The 21,720-nt window shown below is 46.4% G+C and carries 18 protein-coding genes; 8 read left to right on the top strand and 10 right to left on the bottom strand.

The annotated features are described in order from the left end of the window. Window positions 1–22 precede the first annotated feature (22 nt). Genes ELAC_RS01770 through ELAC_RS01760 form a run of 3 tightly spaced genes read right to left on the bottom strand, consistent with a single transcriptional unit; the run spans window position 23 to window position 1,289 of the window. Complete coding sequence (locus tag ELAC_RS01770) at window positions 23–865, bottom strand: AMP nucleosidase (protein WP_098037569.1); 843 nt, start codon at window positions 863–865, stop codon at window positions 23–25. Then, entirely contained in the window at window positions 865–1,098 is a 234-nt protein-coding gene (locus tag ELAC_RS01765; RefSeq protein ID WP_098037568.1) for a hypothetical protein, read from the bottom strand. The genes ELAC_RS01770 and ELAC_RS01765 overlap by 1 nt, the downstream gene beginning before the upstream one ends. Next, the gene (locus tag ELAC_RS01760) at window positions 1,098–1,289 is read right to left on the bottom strand and encodes a hypothetical protein (protein ID WP_098037567.1); all 192 of its coding nucleotides are present in this window, start codon (window positions 1,287–1,289) and stop codon (window positions 1,098–1,100) included. Before ELAC_RS01760 ends, ELAC_RS01765 begins: the two co-directional genes overlap by 1 nt. Window positions 1,290–1,467: 178 nt before the next feature. On the opposite strand from ELAC_RS01760, the gene ELAC_RS01755 reads away from it, so the two are divergent. Both ELAC_RS01755 and ELAC_RS01750 read left to right on the top strand, forming a co-directional pair. Further along, window positions 1,468–7,047: an RHS repeat-associated core domain-containing protein gene (locus ELAC_RS01755; protein ID WP_098037566.1), complete on the top strand. Its 5,580-nt coding sequence runs from the start codon at window positions 1,468–1,470 to the stop codon at window positions 7,045–7,047. 129 nt (window positions 7,048–7,176) lie between these two features. Continuing rightward, on the top strand, window positions 7,177–7,734 hold the full coding sequence (locus ELAC_RS01750) for a hypothetical protein (protein ID WP_098037565.1): 558 nt from the start codon (window positions 7,177–7,179) through the stop codon (window positions 7,732–7,734). 169 nt (window positions 7,735–7,903) lie between these two features. On the opposite strand, the gene ELAC_RS01745 is transcribed toward ELAC_RS01750, so the two are convergent. Both ELAC_RS01745 and arsB read right to left on the bottom strand, forming a co-directional pair. After that, window positions 7,904–8,359, bottom strand: coding sequence for an arsenate reductase ArsC (locus ELAC_RS01745; protein WP_098037564.1), 456 nt, complete (start codon window positions 8,357–8,359; stop codon window positions 7,904–7,906). Beyond that, entirely contained in the window at window positions 8,352–9,407 is a 1,056-nt protein-coding gene (gene arsB, locus ELAC_RS01740; RefSeq protein WP_098037563.1) for an ACR3 family arsenite efflux transporter, read from the bottom strand. Before arsB ends, ELAC_RS01745 begins: the two co-directional genes overlap by 8 nt. 402 nt (window positions 9,408–9,809) lie before the next feature. Here arsB and ELAC_RS01730 point away from each other — a divergent pair, with 402 nt between their 5' ends. The 6 genes from ELAC_RS01730 to epmA all read left to right on the top strand — a co-directional run bounded on the left by ELAC_RS01730 (window position 9,810) and on the right by epmA (window position 14,259). Then, complete coding sequence (locus ELAC_RS01730) at window positions 9,810–10,583, top strand: hypothetical protein (protein ID WP_098037561.1); 774 nt, start codon at window positions 9,810–9,812, stop codon at window positions 10,581–10,583. A 34-nt stretch (window positions 10,584–10,617) separates the two neighbouring features. Beyond that, window positions 10,618–11,469, top strand: coding sequence for a hypothetical protein (locus tag ELAC_RS01725; protein WP_098037560.1), 852 nt, complete (start codon window positions 10,618–10,620; stop codon window positions 11,467–11,469). An 84-nt stretch (window positions 11,470–11,553) separates the two neighbouring features. Then, on the top strand, window positions 11,554–11,832 hold the full coding sequence (locus ELAC_RS11590) for a hypothetical protein (protein WP_143406407.1): 279 nt from the start codon (window positions 11,554–11,556) through the stop codon (window positions 11,830–11,832). Next, window positions 11,754–12,587 (top strand): zinc-binding dehydrogenase, encoded by an 834-nt coding sequence (locus ELAC_RS01720; RefSeq protein ID WP_098037559.1) that lies wholly within the window; start codon window positions 11,754–11,756, stop codon window positions 12,585–12,587. Before ELAC_RS11590 ends, ELAC_RS01720 begins: the two co-directional genes overlap by 79 nt. A 165-nt stretch (window positions 12,588–12,752) precedes the next feature. Continuing rightward, entirely contained in the window at window positions 12,753–13,325 is a 573-nt protein-coding gene (gene efp / locus ELAC_RS01715) for an elongation factor P (protein WP_098037558.1), read from the top strand. Next, window positions 13,312–14,259: an EF-P lysine aminoacylase EpmA gene (gene epmA / locus ELAC_RS01710; protein WP_239414303.1), complete on the top strand. Its 948-nt coding sequence runs from the start codon at window positions 13,312–13,314 to the stop codon at window positions 14,257–14,259. Before efp ends, epmA begins: the two co-directional genes overlap by 14 nt. A gap of 139 nt (window positions 14,260–14,398) precedes the next feature. Here the strand turns inward: epmA and ELAC_RS01705 are convergent, their stop codons facing one another. The 5 genes from ELAC_RS01705 to ELAC_RS01685 form a co-directional block, all read right to left on the bottom strand. Next, the gene (locus ELAC_RS01705; protein ID WP_098037556.1) at window positions 14,399–15,160 is read right to left on the bottom strand and encodes an F-box/LRR-repeat protein; all 762 of its coding nucleotides are present in this window, start codon (window positions 15,158–15,160) and stop codon (window positions 14,399–14,401) included. A 511-nt stretch (window positions 15,161–15,671) separates the two neighbouring features. Beyond that, the gene (locus ELAC_RS01700) at window positions 15,672–17,468 is read right to left on the bottom strand and encodes a leucine-rich repeat domain-containing protein (protein ID WP_098037555.1); all 1,797 of its coding nucleotides are present in this window, start codon (window positions 17,466–17,468) and stop codon (window positions 15,672–15,674) included. 226 nt (window positions 17,469–17,694) lie between these two features. After that, window positions 17,695–19,332 carry a leucine-rich repeat domain-containing protein gene (locus ELAC_RS01695; RefSeq protein WP_098037554.1) on the bottom strand — a complete coding sequence of 546 codons (1,638 nt, stop codon included), beginning with the start codon at window positions 19,330–19,332 and terminating at the stop codon, window positions 17,695–17,697. Window positions 19,333–19,542: 210 nt separating this feature from the next. Then, window positions 19,543–19,866 carry a leucine-rich repeat domain-containing protein gene (locus tag ELAC_RS12030; RefSeq protein ID WP_098037553.1) on the bottom strand — a complete coding sequence of 108 codons (324 nt, stop codon included), beginning with the start codon at window positions 19,864–19,866 and terminating at the stop codon, window positions 19,543–19,545. 23 nt (window positions 19,867–19,889) lie between these two features. Then, the gene (locus ELAC_RS01685) at window positions 19,890–20,918 is read right to left on the bottom strand and encodes an F-box/LRR-repeat protein (protein WP_098037552.1); all 1,029 of its coding nucleotides are present in this window, start codon (window positions 20,916–20,918) and stop codon (window positions 19,890–19,892) included. Window positions 20,919–21,720: the final 802 nt, after the last annotated feature.

Here is a 21,720-nt window from a genome sequence, read left to right as displayed (position 1 = left end):
AATAAAGATTTATTATTTGTCATTAATTGTGATGCTCTTCCTTTTCAAAACGACGACGGAATCCTCGATAGACTCCTTTGGCCTGGTGCTTAAATGCCTCATCCAGTTCTTTCGCCACTTCGACACCCGTCTCCACATGTTCGGGGGTGTAGCGGGCGAAGAGGTTCTCTGAGGAGGCCTTGGTTTTGATGCCATCTCTGGCAAGCGGCAGGTCGGATATCAAAAGCAGGGCGCCCAAGGGAAGCTTGTGGTAGTAGCTTGCCGTGAATAAAGTAGCGCACTCCATTTCGATTGCCTGGGGCCTTGTGATTTTGAGCTTTTGCTTAAATTCGTTGTTAAACTCCCAGAAACGCTTGTTGGTGGTGTGCGTGATACCGATGTGGTAGTGGATTTTCTTTCTTTCCAAGACGTTGGTGACCGCCTTTTGCACTAAGAAGTTGGCGAGCGCCGGCACTTCGGGATGGAAATAGAAGTCGCTTGTTCCTTCGGCGCGGATGGAGGCGACGGGAAGGAAGTAGTCGCCGACCTGATACTGGCGCCTTAGGCCGCCGCACATGCCGAGCATCAGAGCAGCTTTGACCGGGAGGAAAGAGACCAAGTCTACGACAAGGGCCGCTGCCGGCGAGCCGATTTTGAAGTCGAGGATGGACACTTTCTCTTCGGGCGAGTGGGCGACAGAGAACATGCTTCCCTCGATGACGGGCACACCGCGGCTTTCGGAGAAGTAGTTGACGTACTTGGGAAAGTTGGTGAGCAAAAGATAGGGCTGATAGTCCTGGCAGGGAGAGCCTGAATACCTCTCTAGCGTATCCTGGGCTATTTTTTCTTCTTCTTTAGTCGGCTCATACGCCTTAAAATCTTCCATTAGCGATCTCCCCATTCCATTTCAGGCTTCGGCGCCTCTCCGAAAAGAGGCCCTATCGTACTGACTTTTTTTTCTTGTTTGAATTCATTGCGGCAATAGGGACACTCTTCACGTTTGACATGAAGGCCCATCTCATACTCATAGTGGTTTCTCGACTCGAACACTTTGCCGCACTGCGGACACTGCTCGTAGGAGACTTCGATCGGAAATGTGTGATCGCCTCTTGAGCCCATCACTTGCCCTTCCCGAACCATTTGTTTAACAGGTCGAGCAGGAGGCTTTTCTTCTTTTTTTCCACATGGAAATCCTCGCCCCAGCCCATCACGTCGTGCATTTCGCAGCCGACGATGCCTTTTCCGGCAGAGACCTGCTCCTTCTTCAGTGGAGAGTCCTTGGGATAGTCTTTATATGCTTTGGGCCACATATTTTCCTCCTGACAACAAGCCCTCATTCTGTCTAAAACCACCCCATATTTTCAACCACTTCGTCAAAACGAAACCAATTGTTTTCTATCTCATCAAAAAAAATCAAAAATTACTTGTCCTTCAACCAGTTATGTCCTATAGTCGCAAACTAAAATTTCAATTTACGGAAAATAATCGATGCTCCCTATCTTCATTTCTCTCTTCGTGCTGTGCTGCGGATATACTTCAGCGGACGAGGGTTCCGACGACTTCGACTTAGCGAATTTTCAGGGCATGCCATCCGGCATCGTCGGCAATCATGTCAACGTGCTCACCGGAGACTTTATTGACTACGAAGTGGATGCGTCGCTTCCGGGTCCCGAACCTTTTGTGATTGACCGCGTCTATTCCAGCTCTGCTGCCAAAGACGAAGCGATCGGATGGGGCTGGAATCTCAATCACAACTATAAGGCGTACTACAGAAAACCTATTCCAAGGCCCCCGGGAAGTCATATCAAAGAAGAACGATGCGACGGAAGACACAACCTTTTTGTCTCTGACGGACGAGGGAGCTACCTGATCCATCTTGGGGAGCACCAAGACTCCCGCTGCGATGGGAAGTATCGCACCGAAGAAAAAACGTGGGCAGCGTCGGGGATCACCAACCTTTCCCCTAAAGGGCTCTCGGGCAGAAGCAATGTCAATAATAATGAAGCCTGGATCAACCGCAGCGGAGGATCCATCAAGCTCAGCAATGGCGATGTGATAAAATATCGCCCTGTGGACCCCACTGGCCATTACATCGGTTTTTTGCCCATCTGGAAAAGCCAGCAGAACGGATTAAAAGAGACATACTCCTTCAATAACGACAAAAAGATTACAGAGATCCGTCTTCTCGGCAATGAAGAGATCGAATTTTCCCGTTGTACGTTTAACTACCCTGTCAAAGACCACCAGCGCAACTCAATCGAAGTGACGACTTCGACACATCCCATCCACTATGAACTCGACCGTATTCAAAAAGAACCGACGTCGAAGTATATCCTCCACAAGGTCAAACGCCCCTACGCCCCCACCGTCAGCTACGAATACGCGACCTATTCAGAGAAAAAACAAGAAAGACTGAGGCTGATAAAAAAGAGATATCCCGAGGAAAGATATGTCCAGCCCGCTTACTACGATATCGGGAGCAACAGCGTTCATGGAAATAAAATCAAAGTCAGCTCCAGCTCGAAAAAAACCGCCTTCAATCGCGTCAAAAAAATCTTCAAACCTTTGGGAGAGACTGCAGCGCCCGAGCCCGAGTACAAATTCATCTACAATGTGCGCGATGTGGATTCGGAAAAAAACCTGCTCTCCGGATCGACGGATGTGATCGATGCTCTTGGCGGAAAGCGCACCTACTGCTATGCCTCGAACCGCTTGGAAGGAATCCTAAGCTATAAGGGACGCCAAGACAGAGACGGCAAAGGCACAGTGTACGCGCCGTACAAAGCGGAGCGGTATCTTTTCGGGAGCAAAGGGAGCGACCTTCACGAAGGCTACTACTCCGGCACGCTCTTTGTCGACTGCACATCGACCAAGAACCCGGAGCTAGAGCCTGAAAAAATTATCCTGTCCGGAACTCCCCTGCTTGGTCGATTCGTCGAATACGACTCTTTTGGCAATGTGATTCAAGAGACTTTAGCCGGCACACTGACCGGAGAGTCGGAGAAAAAAGTCTTTTTGTCGGGTGTGAGGCTCTATACCGGATCCAACCTGACAGATTGCTACTCCAAAAAAATGTCCTATACGCAAGACGGCTCCAATCTACTTTTAGAAGAGTGGGACAGCCGAAAGAAAATCATCTACAGATACGTCCCCGGGAAAAATCTCGTCTCCGCCAGGCTTCTCTCCGATGGAGAAAAGATCCGCAAGCGAGAGTTTTTCTTCTACGATGACAACGGCGTCAAACTCAAAAACATCTCTGACGACGGCGGGAGCGAAAACCCGGAGGTTCTCACAGGAGTGAGTGAAAGGCTCATCACGGAATATAAGCCAAGAACGAGCTTTCCCTTTGGACTCCATGAAGAGGTCATCTATAAAGCTTACGATCCGTCTACAGGCACTGAAAAGCAGCTGAAGAGATTAAAAAACAGCCACTCACCCGAGGGATGGCTTCTTGAGTCTGAAATCTATGATGCCGAAGACAACTATGTAGCTTCGAAAAAGTACCGTTACAACAAATACGGAAAAATTATTTATGAAGAGCTGCCCGGTGGAATCATCATCGAAAGGTCCTACGACAAGAATACTAACCTGATCGAAGAGAGAGGGCCTCTTGCCGGGTACAGTAAATTGTACACCTATGATTTCATGAACCGCCTCATCAAGGAAGTTGAGGTGCTGGCAGCAGACGGCATCAGCTTAGTCAAAAGCTACCGCTATAACAAGAAAGGTGAGCGATACGAAGAGACCGATTTCGCCGGCAACGTCACCGAATATGCTTTTGATGAAATGGGAAGGGAAGTTCAAGCGACACTTCCTGCGCTCTTTACCGACGGAGTCCTTTGCCGTCCTATTATCTCAGTTGAATACGATGTACTCGACAATCCCATCATCAAGACAGATGTATTTGGCAATGCGACAAAAACTAAGTTCACGGGAAGAAAAAAGCCCTACCATATCGAACACCCTGACGGTACGACAGAAAAGTTCCTCTATGAACTGGATGGCATACTAAAAGAGAGTACGGACAAATATGGCAACCACACTGTTTTCTCCACCGACTATCAGGGAAGAGTCGTCAAAAAAGAGCTGTACAACGCACAAGGAGAGCTCCTCAAAACCTCTTCTTACAAATATAGCGCCACCCACCTTATCGAAGAGACGGATCCTCTGGGATGCAAAAAAACCTATGATTACGACTGGGCCGGCCGCCTAATCAGAAAATGCGTAGGCCCCTCAGTTTCCGAATATAGCTATGACTCCCTTTCACGCCTGGCAAGAGAAGTCACCTGGAGTAGCGCGCAGGATGCAATCGTTAAAGAATTGTCCTATGATGTAGCCGGCCGAGTCACCGAAGAGTGCGTGAAGTCTCTTTCCGGGCACATTGAAAGCCGGGTGCGCTTTGAATATAACGCTCTTGGCAAAAAAACCTTAGAAGCCCACCTCTCAGGCGGCGAGGAAACTATCACCCGCTACGCCTATAATGGCCGCGGCGACCTTATCGAAACAATCAACCCGCTCGGGCTATCGACCAGGATCGAATATCAATTCAACCACGTCAATGAACAAGGCGAAAGAGGCACCTGCGTCACCTCGATCGATCCCAAAGGGATCATCACGGTTGTAGAGAAAAATTCCCTTGGCCTCGATAGCCGCATCGAAAAGAAAAATTCGCTTGGTGAGACTATCCAGCTTGCCAAGATTTTTTATAACGCTAAAGGCGGCAGGGAAAAGAGAGTCGATACGGTCTTTTCGGAAAACCGTGCGCTTCGCACTGTCATCACGGCGTGGCGCTACGACTCTCTTGGGCGACTGGAACACGTTATAGAGGCCTTTGGCTCACCCGATGAAAAGACCACATCGGTAACCTATAACGCGCTAGGGCAGCGAGACTGTATCAGCAAGCCCAGCGGAGTGAAGATCCTTTTCGATTATGATGAGCTCGGAAAGTTGAGGCGCTGGTGGTCTTCTGACTCCTCTTTTGACTACTGCTATAGCTACGACGCGATGGATAATCCTGTCTTTGTTGAGGACAGGATCTTTGAAACAGCCACCCGCAAAAGCTACGATATCAAAAGCCGCCTGATCGAAGAGACCCTTGGCAACGGCTATACCGTCCGCTACGCCTATGACCTGGCAGACCGGGTAACAGAATTCACCTACCCCGACGGCTCTTCTGTTGCCTATGGCTATGAAGGTTCCCGGCTGAAGGAGGTCAAGCGCACTAACTACCGATTTGAAGCGCTATCCCATGATTGGCGCGGCAAGCTGACAAAAGGCCGCCTCCCACTGAACGGTGGTGAGATCACGTGCACATACGACGTTATGGGAAGGGTGACAAACATCCTCTCTAACGAATGGAAGGAGAACTCTGCCTCTTATGACGAAGCCGGCAATATGCTCGGAAGAATTATAGAGGATAGCTTCGGCTTGCTGCAGGAGGACTTCCGCTATGACGACCTCAACCAGCTGACCTCTGAATCGGGAGCTTCCAGCCACCTGTATGCCTACGACTCTCTCAATAACCGTATCGTCGAAGATGGCAACAACAACACCGTTAACGACCTCAACCAGACCCTGGAGAGAAAGGACCGCAACTACGTCTATGATGCCGATGGCAACTTAATCGAGGTTATCAAACCCGAAAAGACACTGCGCTTCCGCTATGACGGAGCGGGCAGGCTGATCGAATTTTCCGACGGGGAGAATACAACGCACTATCGATACGACGAGACGAACCGCCGGATATCCAAACAGACTGAAGGCAAAAAAGAGATACGTTTCATCTACCAAGGGCAAAATGAACTGGGCACACACGACGAGGAGGGTGAAATCCGCATCCTTGGAGGAACTGCTCAGGGTGCCGAGATAGGATCTTCCATCGCTATTGAAAAGGAGGGCAAGGTACTTTGCCCTGTCCATGACCACAACGGAAATATCTGCTGCTTGATCGACGCCGAGACCGGATCCACTGCCGCTACATATCGTTACTCGGCTTTCGGAGAGCCTATCCATGCAGAGGGCACGTCCATCTCCTGGGGTTTTTCCAGCAAGCGGAAAGACGCGGAGAGCGGCCTGATTTTCTTTGGTAGACGCTACTACGACCCTGAAAGCGGCCGCTTTATCTCTAAAGATCCCTTAGGTGACCGCGACGGACCCAACCTCTACGCCTACGTGGCGAACAACCCGCTGATGTATGTGGACTTGTGGGGGCTGTTCAGCACACGCCACGACCGCACATGCTCCGGCGACCGGGAAGGAAGATCCTGGCTGGATCGAGGGATGGACTTTGTCCGCGACTGCTTCTCTTTTGCCGGTGAATGCATCGAGAGCTTCGCAACGCACTGCCTTCCCGCGAGCCCCTTCCAATATGCTTTTGAAGGCGCCGGACGCGTCCTGCAGGGAAAGGAGTTCCATCATGAATACGTCCGCTCCGACCCGATCGGACACGGAACGGTCGGAACCCGAGAGATACCGGGAAAGGTACGTGTTGCCACAACTGGAATGAACGCTAATGATCCAAATGCTCAAATCCTTGCTCACTCAGCCTCGCAAGCTATGGATGGTGCCAAATGGGAATGGTTCTGTTCACGATCTAAAGGATTTTTAAGCGATGGTCTGGTGGCTGTTCATGAAATGGTTGGTATAGAGACTACTGCAGTAAAGGAATTTGCCAACTACCTTATGGAAAAATATACTGCTATGAAGCAGGCTGGCTATTCTTCTCCGGTCATTGAGATACTTTGTCACAGTCGAGGAGGGTTGGAAACTTACAGAGCTCTTAAGCTTCTTCCAGCAGAGATACGAGCTTGCGTTTCTGTGTACACTATCGGCTCAGCTTACGCAGTCCCAAAAGGAGACCTCAGATCGGCGGTCAACTATGTGAATCCCAGAGATATTGTGCCCAAAATCACATCTCCTTTCTGTGCTGGCAATGGCGCTGAAGTAGTTAGCACCGGCTGGGAATCCGATAATTTCTTTGGGATGATTACAGATCACTTCGTTACGTCAGAAGGGTATCAACAGGCTATAAAGGATATTAGTGAACGAATAACTCAAGGAAAATATTGAAATTTGATAATCTCTACCGCCTCGACCAAACAAATGATCCGAATGAAAAGTCTTCTTGAAGGATATCAGCTTTAGATCAAAATGAAACAAAAAACCTAAGATATAAACATCAAACTCAAGAAAGCAATTATGATTATCACCCTATTCCTTGGTTTTTTTGGATTATTTTCTAGTGAGCCAATATACGAAAAAATCTCAAACAAAATTCAAAAAGATTATCAAACAGAGATTCTATGCCCAAGGGGGTTAACAATTACGGCGGTTGGAGGAAGCTCTCAGAAAGGAATTAAAATGATACATTTAGGAGTTGCCACAAATGGCCCTGGTTCAATAGATCAGGCAAGAACCCTAATGGTTTTTCTATTTCAAGAGCTTCTCAACCGTTACAATACCAACCCATCCATCAGACCGTATCTACTGAATTATCCCTTCACCGAAAAAAACATTGAATTCTCGATTCGATTTGTTGATTCAAAAGGAATCTGCTGTCGAAAAGATGTTACAAAAAAGGATGAAGATCAAATAGCTTATGTTACGTGCTTTAATGGGCGAATCAAATACATGGTTGATGACTACGGAGGATTAAATCCTTATAGAGGAATACTGTTTGAAGACTATCAAGACGCGCTAAGAATTGTCCAAAATCAAAGCCCTAATCTTGCACCGCAACCGAGCGAAAGAGAGTAGCATGAATAAAAAAGTGTGACCTTGCCCCCAATTTAGGCTCAATTTCCTATAGAAAATCTCAGAGGCAACACTGCTCTTAGGAAAGATGTTGAGGAAAGCTTTACCGGCACTGACGAGTGTTGTCGGATAGGTTGTAATTCTCCAATCAAGTCCTGTGCAGGACCACTCACTACAAGTTGTTGGGCATATTTTCAACAAAACTTCTAATCTCATCTCGCACACGTCGATAAATAGCTAAGGACTCTTCCTCAGACTTTGTATTTCGCGATAACACAGGTGGATTATCAAAACTATGATGAAGACGCTTGAATTCACCTGGAAATACCGGGCATTTTTCATTAGCATCATTACAAATCGTGACGACGTAATCGAAATTTTTTTCGCCTAGCTCATTTATCAACTTAGATCGCTGCGTAGATATATCCACTCCAGCTTCAGACATTACTCTGACAGCCACAGGATCGATTCCATGCTTTTCTATTCCAGCAGAAAAAGACTCTAAAATGTCACATTTAAGTTTCCTCACCCACCCTTCCGCCATCTGGCTGCGACAGGAATTTCCCGTGCAGACAAAAAGAATCTTTTTGATTAATGGATGAGATAGTTTGCCAACATCTCTATTCATTCCGAACCCTATAGACTTTTTTCTCAATCCACAAAGAAACCTGAACGAGGCTTATCAACACAGGTACTTCGACTAACGGTCCGATAACCGCCACAAAAGCTTGTCCTGAATTGATACCAAAAACCGCTATTGCAACAGCTATGGCCAACTCGAAGTTGTTAGATGCTGCAGTGAAACTTAGGGTTGCAGACTGCTTATAACTAGCTCCAGCCTTGTAGGACAAATAAAACGATAGCAAGAACATGATTAGGAAGTAGATTGCCAAAGGCAAGGCTACTATCAAAACATCAAATGGAAGCTGCACAATGAATTCACCTTTCAGGGAAAACATCACCAGAATGGTAAATAAAAGAGCAGTAAGGGTTAGTGGAGAAATGAATGGGATCAGCACCTTCTCGTACCACTCTATTCCTTTGAGTTTAATTCCGATAATTCTCGTGAGAATTCCAGCTAAAAATGGAATTCCTAAATAGATAAAAACACTAAAGGCTATTTCTCCGATGGAAACATCCACCACACTTCCATCTAGGCCAAAAAACGTAGGGAGTATTGTAATGAAAACGTAGGCGTATAGTGGGAAAAAGAGAATTTGAAAAATTGAGTTAAACGCCACAAGGCCGGCGCAATATTCCCTATCTCCCTTGGCTAAATCATTCCATACGATAACCATGGCGATACATCTGGCCAATCCAATAAGAATAAGACCCGCCATATAATCGGGATGGTGAGGTAAGAACATGATCGCCAGAATAAACATCAGAACTGGCCCAATAAGCCAGTTTTGGACTAACGACAAAAGTAGAACTCTAAAGTTGCGAAAGACAGTTCCGATCTGCTCGTATTTAACCTTGGCAAGGGGTGGATACATCATAAGAATAAGACCAATTGCTATTGGAACATTGGTCGTGCCGAATTGAAATTTATTAAAAACTGCCTGAATGTTTGGATATAAATATCCACAGCCGATCCCAGCCAGCATGGCTAGAAATATCCAAAGAGTTAGATAACGATCGACGAAAGAAAGGCGGCTCACTGATGTCTTTTGCATGCCTTTATCAAACGCCTCTCGTCTGAAATTTTCAATAGTTAATCATCTAATTTTCATTAGAACTTAGAGACTGTCCACAAACTGAAATCGTATGCTTTGTTGAGTAAATATTTCTGCAGGAGAGGTGAAAGAAGTCTGATGATGTAAATAAAAAAGTGCATGAGGTAGTCTGTTTCTCCGAAGAACGCAGGAACCATTCCATGCAAAAACACCGATGCTTGATGAAGACCATAGCACATGTCAGAACATCTAACGACCTAATTCACTACAGATTAGATGATAAGGGCAAATTAGGGTCATTAAGAAAGATACGGACCGAAACCTATCAAGACGCTCTAAAGATTATCCAGATTGAAGATCTCAAAAAAGAAAATCACCTTAACACAAAGCAAACGAATCCACATGAATAAAGCAATTTACAAGATATTCGCATGTCTCCTGCTCGTCTGTTCTGCACAAGTTTTCGGAGAGCCCCTGCGCATTACGACGACTCAGATCAGCCCCAAGGAAGCACTCTCAACTAAGAAATACAAGCACCTGGCTGCTACTTCTCCCGGCCACTACAAGACATTGATCTTTTTCGAAGAGGCGAAAGAAGGAGAGCCTTACTCCATCACGATCGACAGAACAGCCCTGAAAGAGCTGAAAATCCCCGGAGTGAAAGTAATGCACTGGTTGTATATCGGGGCGGGTCTGCATCAACTCGATGGCATGAAGGCTCCCTTCTACATCCTCTCAAGCCGTGGATACTTACCCGGCGAGTCCGTTGTCGTCGAAGTGAAAAACTACGATGAGACGTTCAAGCACTCCTTCAAATGCATCCCCTACCCTATAGAGAAAAGCAGCAAGGAAGATTCTGCGGTTATCAGAGTTGAACTGGTCGATTTGAGGGGTGGTATCTATAAAGTCTCATTCGATGGTTTTAAAGAGGGTGAAGAGGTGCGTACGATCTCGTTCTCGGAAGGAGAAGAGATCAGAGGCTCTACCAAAATCATGCCGGGAGCCGCTACCTACCTAATGCCTGCTGTAGAAGGAAAAAATGGAGGAATGGAAATTTTCACCGTTCAACGAAGCAATGGTGAAAAACTTACCATTGGGTTTCCATGGGGAATCAATCTCCTGCCCAGCTTAGAATATAGCTCAAGGCCAAAAGCTTACAGCAACTTCATCAACTAAGAACCATTCTCCCAAAGGAAATTACAAGATACTCATGAGATATTTAGCTCTAATACTCACTCTAGCACTCACATGCCCAGACCTAAGTCACACGGCTCAGAAGAAATTCAATGATTCTTGTGATATTGAGGATTTCGCAACGATTGAAAATGCTATTGTCAAAAGTAAACTGATGAGGGAAAACCCCAGTAATCAAATGACCTATTCCTTTCTTACCAAAGAAGATTTCCTGAAACATTTCGGCGGCAGTGAAGAGGGCTTTGATAACCTCTCCAGGCAGGGAAGCAAAATGATGATTTTGAATGCTCCTAAGATGAAACCAGGAGAGGAGTTTGATCTCTACGCGTTTCGGATCGATCAAAAAACTATGTTCGTAGCAAACCTCATCGCCAATGCCGAAGGCGAGCTCGTCACAACAGATCGGAACAAGTCCCCTCTATCGAAGGTCAACATTACCCTTGGATTCCAGATGAAAGGCGAAGAGATGTCCTATGCCCTTCTCTCGAAAGACAAAAGCCGCTGCCTAGCGACCAGCTGCGCAATCGATCCTCTCGAGGCCAAGTGGAGTGATGGCAGCAAAATATACATGGCGATGTTGACGCACGATTTGAAAATCTTCTACCTCTACGGGAGTCAATTTAAACCGGGGGAAATCGTCACCTTGTCATTTAAAATGGGAAACAAAGACTTCTCCGAGGATTTCGTAGCTTCTTCACAGGGAACTTTTTATACCATCCTGAACCACGACACTCTGGGACAAACAGGAGGCAAAGGTCACGTTCGGGCGACCAAAGCAGCCAATGGAGAGAGCGTGGCGCTTGAGTATTTATGGGGAGAGAGCCTAACTCAAAGTTTCAATGCTCAAAACAATCGAAAGACCAGGTAACTGCACAGAAGAAAGTAAAGTAATCCTTGAAAAATCCTCTATGTGGTATGGATTTCTCCAACATGAAGAGGAGATCCCGGTAAGATGAAAGCGATACAGATCGACGAGACCAAGCAAAATATCGAAGAGGCTATCCGAAGCTTGAAAGTCGTAGAAAAACCGATACCGAAGCCCAAGTCCGGCCAGGTACTGATCCGCATCGAAGCCGCTCCCCGCAATCCCCAGCCGCTCCCTGCAATCCCTCCGACCTCCTCTTCTTACAAGGCAAGTACGGCATCCGCAAGATGCTTCCCGCAGTGCCGGGATGGGAAGGCGCCGGCACTGTCGTCGAAAACGGGGGCGGAGCCCTCGGCTGGTGGCTGAAAGGCAGGAGAGTCGCCTGCGGAGGCCAGTCGGAAAGGGACGGCACTTGGGCAGAGTACTACATCGCCGATGCAAGAACCTGCATACCCCTCAAAAGAGGAGTGTCGAGCGAGCAGGGCTCTGCGCTAATCATCAACCCCCTGACAGCTATCGGCATGATGGAAAAAGCGCTTCAAGGCGGCCACAAAGCGATCATCCAAACCGCAGCCCTAAGCCAGGTCGGCCGCATGGTGCAGGTGCTTGCCAAAATGCACCATCTTCCCCTCATCAATATCGTCAGAAAGCCCGAACAGATCGCTGAACTTAAAGAAGCGGGCGAGAAATGGGTCTTAAGCTCTACCGACGAGCAGTTTTTTTCCAAACTCAAAGAAATGGCACGCTCCCTCAAAGCGACAATCGCCTTTGATGCCGTCGCCGGCGAGATGACCGGTCAGATTTTAAGCGCCATGCCCCCGCAGTCGCGTATTTTAGTCTACGGCTCGCTATCTGAAAAACACTGCGAAAAGATCGCTCCTTTGGGTCTTATCTTCGAAATGAAAAAAGTGGAGGGATTCTGGCTGACCGATTGGATTCAAAAAAGCGGTATCTTGAAGACCGTGCGTTCTTTCCGCACAGTGCAAAATCTGATCGAAAAGGGGGAATTTAAAACCAAAATTCAGAGCGCTGTCGGATTTGAAGAGTGGAAAGAGGCGCTCCTTGCCTATCATCATGACATGACGGCTGGAAAGGTCATCCTCAACCCCGCCATCTCTTAAGAGCTGATAATCAAAAGATTAACTATTCCCTCTTGTCTGTAAACATCAAATTGAAATACGGACTGTCAACCCCCCATCCCCTCTCCCCTATCCGGGTTTTACTTGGGAGAAAAATGATCATTTGATAAAGTACTCCTCTGAACTTTGATATTTAGAGGTCTTACCATGCCACAAATTTCCACCAACGAATTCAAGCCGGGTGTGAAGCTTGAAATCGATAACCAGCCATACCTAGTCGTCGTCAACGAGTTCGTAAAGCCTGGTAAAGGCCAAGCGTTCAACCGCGTCAAGCTGAAAAACCTGCTGACAGGCCGCGTCATTGAAAGAACATTCAAATCGGGCGACAAAGCAGAAGTGGCCGACGTAGTCGAAGCCAACATGCGCCTCCTCTACACAGAGGCCGATGCCGCCATCTTCATGGACGACGCCTCCTTCGAGCAGATCTCCATCCGCCACGAAAACATCGGCGACAACTGGCAGTGGCTGAAAGACGACGTTGTATACAGCGTGCTGATCTACAAAGGCGCACCTGTCAACATCGATCCTCCCACGTTCATGGAACTGCTCATCGTTGAGTGCGATCCGGGCGTTCGCGGCGACACAGCTTCAGGCAGAGTATTGAAGCCAGCCAAACTGGAAACCGGCGCGAAAGTGCAGGTGCCCATTTTCGTCGACCAGGGCGAGAAGATTAAAGTCGACACCCGAACCGCCGAATATGTCTCCCGTGTCGCAAGCTAGTCTCGCACACAAAATCAATGTATTAAAAGACCGCTCCCTGATGCTTAAAAGGGCGCGGTCTTTTTTTTATGAGCGCAATCTCCTGGAAGTGGACTGCCCTGCCCTCTCCCGAGGCACCTCTGTCGACGAACATATCGATTTAATCGCCACCGATGATGGAAGACATCTGTTCTCCTCGCCAGAATACGGCATGAAGCGTCTTCTCGCCAGCGGCAGCGGCGACATCTTTCAGCTTAGCCACGTTTATAGAGCCGGAGAAGTCGGAAAAAAACATCAGCCGGAATTCATGATGGCCGAGTGGTACCGCCTTGGCTTCACCTTCAGTGAAATGATAGAAGAGACGCTGGACTTTATCCGCCTCTTTATCGGCCCCACACCCGCTGTCTACCAAACCTACCGAGACCTATTCCAAGAGATGACTGGCTTAGACCCCTTTGAAACCGACGAGAAGGGTCTTACCCAGTTTCTTCAAAAGCATTCGATCGACTTCCCTGATGACGTCAAAGATGACAAGGACTCTCTCCTGAACCTGATAGTCGCCCTCCACATCGAGCCGAGACTGCCTCACGACGAGCTCTTCGTGCTCACCCACTACCCCGGCAGCCAAGCTGCCCTTGCCAAAAAAGTGAAAGATGGTAAATACGATGTCGCAGAACGCTTTGAGGTCTATCACAAGGGCCTTGAGCTCGCCAACGGCTACCACGAACTGTCCGACCCCAAAGAGCAAAGAGCGCGCCTCATCGAAAGCAACAGGCTCCGCTTAGAGCGCGGAAAAAAAACACTGCCTATCGATGAGCACTTCTTAAGTGCCCTGGAACAGGGCCTTCCCGACTGCTGCGGTGTTGCAGTAGGCTTTGACCGGCTGATGATGCTGAGGCACGACATCCACAAGATCGACGATGTGATCGCCCTCTCTTTTGACGAGACCAATTAAAACCCGAAAAATGGCCCTTAATTCATTCTCTGAAAATCGCGTTTGCGCACGCTCATTTAAGCCATGGACTCTAGAGAGGAAAAAGCAATCGCATGATTTGCGCTTGCAAACGGTTTTCTAGAAGGAGTCTCAGAAAGCACTACCGTAGTTGCACCAAGCCGCCCTCACAATCTCTGTAGCTTCTTAGATGGGGACAGAGCTCAAGGAAGCTAAAGTCGGTAATTTGCCTGCAAGCCGTCAGATCCAAATGAGTCAAATGCGGGCAACTCGCTAGGAAACCTAAGTTATTACCTTGATAGCCTTTCAAACCCAGCTCTCTCAGCCTTGAAAATTGACTTAGCAAAGTTACATCAAATTCTTCCCTAAATTCCTCATACCGAAGTCTGGTGATCAATGTTGCCCGCTCGCCAAAGTAATCGATAAGGGAAGACAAAGAGTTGAGTTGCAAATCACCAGGGGATACGGTCCCTCTATTCAATCGGTCGATTAACTCCAGCTCCGCGACTGTTTTTAACTCTCGTGAGACTAAGCGCATCGCAAGCAAGTCTTTTATATTCCGATATTTTGCAATGATAACGTGAATATCCCCAGGAATCTCGGGATATAAAGATCCTACAGGTTCAAAATGATTGAGAGCACGGTAAATCAGAGTCGCCGCCAGAGCAACCAAAGGAATTATGACCGTACAAAGAGCCGCTACCCTTAGGGCGATTCCGATCCAAGTGGGTTTATGATCTGTGGAACTCTTAAGAGCCAGAGTTGACTTACCATCGAGATATTCAATCTGATAAGCATCTTGGCCAAAATTAAAAAAATGAGTGGCCCCTCTTAAAAATCCAACTTTCTCGTAAGGGTGCTTTGTCTCCCCCTGATAAATCGGGGATATCAGATTGAATTGCATAAAAATTCTTTTTGTTATTTTAGCATTCAATAATATTAAATATAACAATGAAGAACAATAAAAAAACTTGCCAAATAAAAATTCACCTCCGGTTTTACCAAATAAATCTATTCTCTTGTTTTCACCTGTTCATCCTCATTAAATAAACAGCGCCCACATTATTGAAGATGTAATCGCGCGCTGTATTGACAAGGACAATTAAGACTTGGGAAAGGGCGTCAATTCGACCAGACTATCCGGAAGTTACACGTTTGGCTTCCTGACAATCAGATGACTTGCGACAGAGACCTGCTGCAGGGAGAGTTTTTTTGGGGTATCAAATAAACGCCTTCTCAGGAAGTGAGAGGGCGATCGGAAGGCGTCGAGAAACCTGCATAAGATAGTCTGATTTTGCGAAGAACCAAATGCCCGCTTGAGACTTCTAAGGCGACCATTTGCCAAGCCATGGGAACCCCCATGAGCTGAAATCGCATGACTTAAGTTGCTGAACACTCGCGTAGGGAGCTGTCGCCTAGCGTGATCGAATTTTCACCAATTCGCCCTCACAAGACCTGTAGCTCTTCAGATTCGGAAGTCGCTCAAGGAAGCTCCAATCGGTAAGCTGCCGACAGTCCTGCAGGTTCAAATGAATCAAATTTGGACAGCTCGCAAGGAAACTAAAATCGGTAATCTGCCTACAGTCCTGCAGGTTCAAGTCTGTCAAATGAGGAAAACTCTCAAGGAAGCTGAAGTCCATAATCTGACGGCAGCGATCCAGACCCAAATAAGTCAACTGCGTACAATGCTGAAGGAAGTTAAAATCGATAATCTGGTCACAGTACCCCACACTCAACCACATCAACTTCGGGCAATCGGCAAGGACACTCAAGTCGGTAAGCTGCCGGCATCCCCTCAAATTCAAATACGTCAAATGCGGAAAACGCTCAAGGAAGCTCAGATTCATAATCTGGGCGCACCCCTCCAGATTCAACTGAGTCAAAGAGGGGCAGCGCTCAAGAAAGCTCCAGTCGGCAATCTGGCTGCAACCCTCCAGATTCAAGTCAGTCAAATGCGGACAATGTTCAAGAAAACTAAAGTCAGTCGTCTGCGTGCAGTGCGCCAGATTTAACTCATTCAATTCCGGACAACTCGCCAGTAAGCTCAAGTCGGTAAGTTGCCCACACTCCCCCAAATTCAAATAAGTCAAATGCGGACAATGTGTAAGGAAGCTTAAGTCAGTAATCTGCCTGCAATTGCCCAGATCTAACTCAGTCAAATGCGGACAGTGTTCAAGGAAGCTAAAGTCAGCAATCCGCCTACACCCCATCAGATAGAGATGGGTCAAATTTGAAAACCGTGCAAGAAAGCTTGCGTCGGTAAGCTGCTTGCAATTGCTCAGATCCAAATCAGTTAGATTCAAGCAGCGCAGAAGGAAACTAAAGTCAACAATCCGGCTGCACCCCATAAGACCGAGAAAAGTCAAATGAGGGCAATACTCAAGAAAGCTTAGGTCGGTAACTTCCCAGCATCCTCCCAAATCCAGATAGGTCAACTTCGGACAGCTCTCAAGGAAACTCAAGTCAGTAATCTGTTCGCACCATATCAGGTCCAAATGAGTTAAATTGGGACAATATGCAAGGAAGCTTAAGTCGGTAATCTGCTCACACGAATTCAGATCCAATTCGATTAAATCGGGACAATGCTCAAGGGAGCTTAAATCGGTAATCTGCGTGCAACCGTACAAATCCAAGTGAGTTAGCCTCGGAAATTGACTGAGCAGCGTTATATCAAACTGTTGCTCTACGTCCTGATACCGAATTCGGGTGATCCGTTTTGCTAGGTCACCAAAATATTCGATGAGCGAAGGCAGCGAATGAAGTTTTAATTCGTTTGGAGATATAGTCCCGCTATTCAATCGGTCGATTAACTCCATTTCAGCGACTGCTTTTAACTCCGTTGAAACTAACCGCATCGTAAGCAGCTCTTTTGTATTCAAATATTTTGCAGTTAATATGTGAATATCCCGAGGCAATTTTGGGCATGCAGATTCAAAATCATTGAGAGTGCGGTAAATCAAAGCCGCTGCCAGTGCACAAAGGGGGATGATCAAGGTAAAAAGAGCCGCTACCCTTAGAGCAATTCCAATCCAGGAGGGTTTGTGATCTGTTGAACTCTTAAGTGCCAGGTTAGATTTACCATCGAGATATTCTATCTGATACGCGTCCTGGCCAAAATTGAAAAAATGCGTGGCGCCTCGTAAAAATCCGGCTTTCTCGTACGGGTGCGTCGTCTCCCCTTGATAAATCGGCGTGATCGCATTAAATTGCATAGAGGAAACCCAAAAGAAATTAATTTTTTAGGTAAAGTTATATATAAGAAATGTTTAATGCTACAATTAAAAAACACGTCCCCTGTATCGCTATATCCAGCTGAATGTGTTTTTGAGGGGTACTAGATGAACACCGTCTCAGGAAGTGAGAGGACGATCCCCGATTGTAAAGATGAACAACGTGAGACAGTCTGTTCCTGAGAGGAGGCAAATTTCGACAAACAAATCATATTTTTAGCCACTCACGATAACCGCCGCTTGAGTAGCTTTTCAGATTCGGACAATGTTGAAGGAAGCTAAAGTTGGTAATCTGGCTGCAATCCCCCAGATCCAGATGGGTCAAATCGGGACAATACTCAAGTAAGCTAAAGTTACTGGTCTGGCCGAACCCCATCATATACCTGTAGGCATTTGAGTCAGTAATCTGGCTTAACCCCTCGAGGCCGAGGTGCGTCAACTGGGGACAATAGCCAAGGAGGCTAAAGTAGGTAACCTGATAGCACCTCCCCAAATCCAGATGGGTCAAGTGCGGACAATACTCAAGGAAGCTTAAGTCGGTAATCTGCCTGCACCCCCACAGGCCGAGATGCGTCAATTGCGCACAATGCTGAAGGAAGCTAAAGTCGGTAATCCCCCAGCAATTCCATAGATTCAGATGAATTAGATTAGGGCAACGCTTTAAAAAGCTAGAGTCGGTAATCTTGTCACAGTTCCCCAGATCCAAAAGCGTCAAATGAGGGCAATACTTCAGGAAGCTCAAGTTGCTAATCTGATAGCAACCCGCCAGAACCAAATGCGTCAAATGCAGACAACGCTCCAAGAAGCTAAAATCGGTGATCTGCTCGCACCTTCCCAGATCCAAATAGGTCAAATTAGGGCAAAGATCAAGAAAGCTAAAATCGGTGATCTGCCTGCAGGCGGTCAGATCCAGATAAATCAAATGCGGACAGCGCTCTAAGAAACTAAAATCGGCAATCTGATGGCACCACCCCAAATCCAGATGCGTCAAATGCGGACAATGCTCAAGGGAGCTAAAGTCGGTAATCTCCCTGCAGTTATGCAGATGCAAATGAGTCAAATTAGGGCAATACTTAAGGAAACTTAAGTGGGTAATCTGGTTACAACTCCCCAGACCTAAATAAGTCAAATGCAGGCAACGCTCTAAGAAGCTAAAGTCGGTGATCTGCTTGCATTTACCCAGATTCAGATGAGTCAAATGCGGATAATCCTCAAGAAAGCTTAAGGTATCGACACAATCACAGCCTGTCAAATCCAACTCTTTCAACTTTGGAAATAGGCTTAGCAGCTCTACTTTAAACTCTTGCTTGACATCCTCATATCGGATTCGGGTGATCCGTTTTGCCTGGGTGCCAAAATACTCAGCAAGGGCGGGCAGTGAATGGATTTGCAAATCCTTCGGAGACATAGTGCCGCTATTCAATCGATCGATTAACTCCATTTCAGCGACAGCTTTTAACTCTAAGGAGACTAAACGCATCGCAAGAAGGTCTCTTGTACCCAGATATTTTACGGTCAATACGTGAATATCTCGCGGCAACTCAGAGCACAATGATCCCTTGAATTCAAAATCATCAGGAGAGGGGCGCATCAAAGTCTTTCCTACCTCAAACAAAGGAATTACCAGGGTGAAAAGAGCCGCTACCCCAAGAGCAACCCCAATCCAGGAAGGATCATGATCAGTTGCACTTTCAGGCACCGGGTTTAACGTACCGCCGAGATAATCAATCTGACACGCACCTTGGCCAAAATTAAAAGTATGCGAGGGGCTTCGACAAACTCCAGCTTCTTCATATGGATATTCTATCATTGCTTGAAAAACAGGAGCTATCGCATTGAATTGCATAAAAACCTTTTAAACCATTTAATTTAAATGCAACTATAAACAAACAACAATTAGATTTACAACGAAAACAAAAAAACTAGTTGAGAAGTAATTCAAAGAATAATGAGAACGTCCATCTACGCACGAGATGATACAGCTCTCAAAGGAAACGCCCTCTTTAAAAACCATCCCCAAACTGGAATTGAGGGATGGTTTTGTAGGAAGAGGACATTATCGAATTTGCACCATTCTGCCGTCACAATCCTTGTAGCTTTTCAGATTCGGACAGTGTTGAAGGAAACTCAAGTCGGTAATCCGCCTGCAGGATCCGAGATCCAGATAAGTTACCTTAGAGCAACGCCCAAGGAAGCTCAAGTCAGTAATCTGTCTACACGATCTCACCTCCAAATGAGTCAATTCAGGACAACTCGCCAGGAAGCTAACGTCGGTAATTTGATTGCAGTCATTCAGACTCAAATGAGTCAAATGGGGACAATGCTCAAGGAAGCTAAAGTCAGTGAGCTGGTAGCTTCCCCCAAGATTCAAATAAGTCAAATTCTTACAAAACTCAAAGAAGCCTAGGACTGAAGAAAGCTTAAGTCGCTAATCCGCTCACAATCGGTCAGATCCAAATGAGTCAAATTCGGAAAGTGCTCAAGGAAGCTAAAGTCAGTGAGCTGGTAGCTTCCCCCAAGATTCAAATAAGTCAAATTCTTACAAAACTCAAAGAAGCCTAAATCAACAATCCGGTAGCAACCCCTAAGATCCAGACGGGTTAAATTCGGACAGTACTGAAGGAAGCTTAAGTCGGCAATCAGATTGCGATCTTCCAGACTCAGATGAGTCAAATGCGGGCAATGCTTAAGAGACCTCAAGTCGGTATTCAACTTGAAATCCTCAAGACTCAAGTGCGTCAACTTTGGAAATCGGTCAAGCAATGTTGTATCAAATTGTTGATCTACGCACTCAGGGTTATGATTTCCGACGATGCGTTTAGCCACACCGCCACAAAAGTCGATAAGAGAAGGCAACGAAACTTGGCCAAGCCGTGTTATATCAAATGCTGGATCGACGTGCTGAGGGTACTGAACACGAATTCGAGTGATAAATTTTGCCCGGTCGCCAAAAAAGTCGATAAGAGAAGACAGCGAATAAAGTCGCAAATGGTTAAGAAATAGGCTTCCGTTATTCAATCGATCGATTAGTTCCATGTCAGCGACTGCTTTTAACTCTGCAGAAACTAGACGCATCGCGAGCAGGTCTTTTGTGCTCAAATATTTTGCAGTCAGTACGTGAATATCCCGAGGCAATTCGGGGCTCATAGATCCTTTAGATTCAAAATAGCGATTGCTCAGAGCCTTTGTTACCTTAAACAAGGAAATTGCTACGGTGGAAAGAGCCGCTGCCTTTAGAGCACCCCCAGTCCAGGAGGTTTCATCATCTGTTGGACTTTCAGGCAACAAGTTTGACATATCGCTGAGATATTCAATCTGATAAGCATCTTGGCCAAAATTAAAAGTATGCGAGGGGCTTCGACAAACTCCAGCTTCTTCATATGGATATTCTATCATTGCTTGAAAAACAGGAGCTATCGCATTGAATTGCATAAAAACCTTTTAAATCATTAAATTTAAATGCAACTGTAAGCAAACAATGATTAGATTTACACCGAAAACAAAAAAACTAGTTATTGATTTATCTGGGCTTTACAGCGTAAATTCTTGCAGGAAGTGTGGAGTGTAAATGAAACCTGCGTGAGCCAACCTGTTTCTGCGAAGCACCCAATTTAAAACACTTTCGTAAACACTCAGAAGAGACGTTGGAAGAACAATAAGAGCGTCCGCTTGTCCAAGCCTTGAAGAGGCTCGGAAAACAAACGCCCTCTGTGGAGACCGCCCACAAACTGCAATCGATGGATTTGAGTTCGCGAACAGCTTTATGAGAGCTTATTAGCCAATGTTATTGAATTCTCACCCCCACATAATGACCATTCCTTACACGGCGTTTCACATATTGTGGTTCTATTTCATAGAACTGATCGTAGTCAACACCCATATCCAGATACATCAAATAAAAATGATTAGGTACCGTAATTTCATTCATCCACACACAACCCCTTATATCCAGATGGATCAAATTCGGAAACTGTTCAAGGAAACTTAAATCGACAATCTTTATACACCTCGTTAGTTTCATATGACTTAAATTCGGACAACCCGCAAGCAGACTTGAACTGGTAACATTCTCGCACACCGACAGATTCAAATGAGTCAAATGCGGGCAACGCTCAAGGACCCATATCCAGATACATCAAATAAAAATGATTAGGTACCGTAATTTCATTCATCCACACACAGCCCCTTATATCCAGATGGATCAAATTCGGAAACTGTTCAAGGAAACTTAAAT

Source organism: Estrella lausannensis (genome assembly GCF_900000175.1).
Classification (GTDB): Bacteria; Chlamydiota; Chlamydiia; order Chlamydiales; family Criblamydiaceae; genus Estrella; species Estrella lausannensis.
The sequence above is the reverse complement of the archived record's forward strand: the minus strand, read 5'-3'. Positions and strand labels throughout refer to the sequence as shown.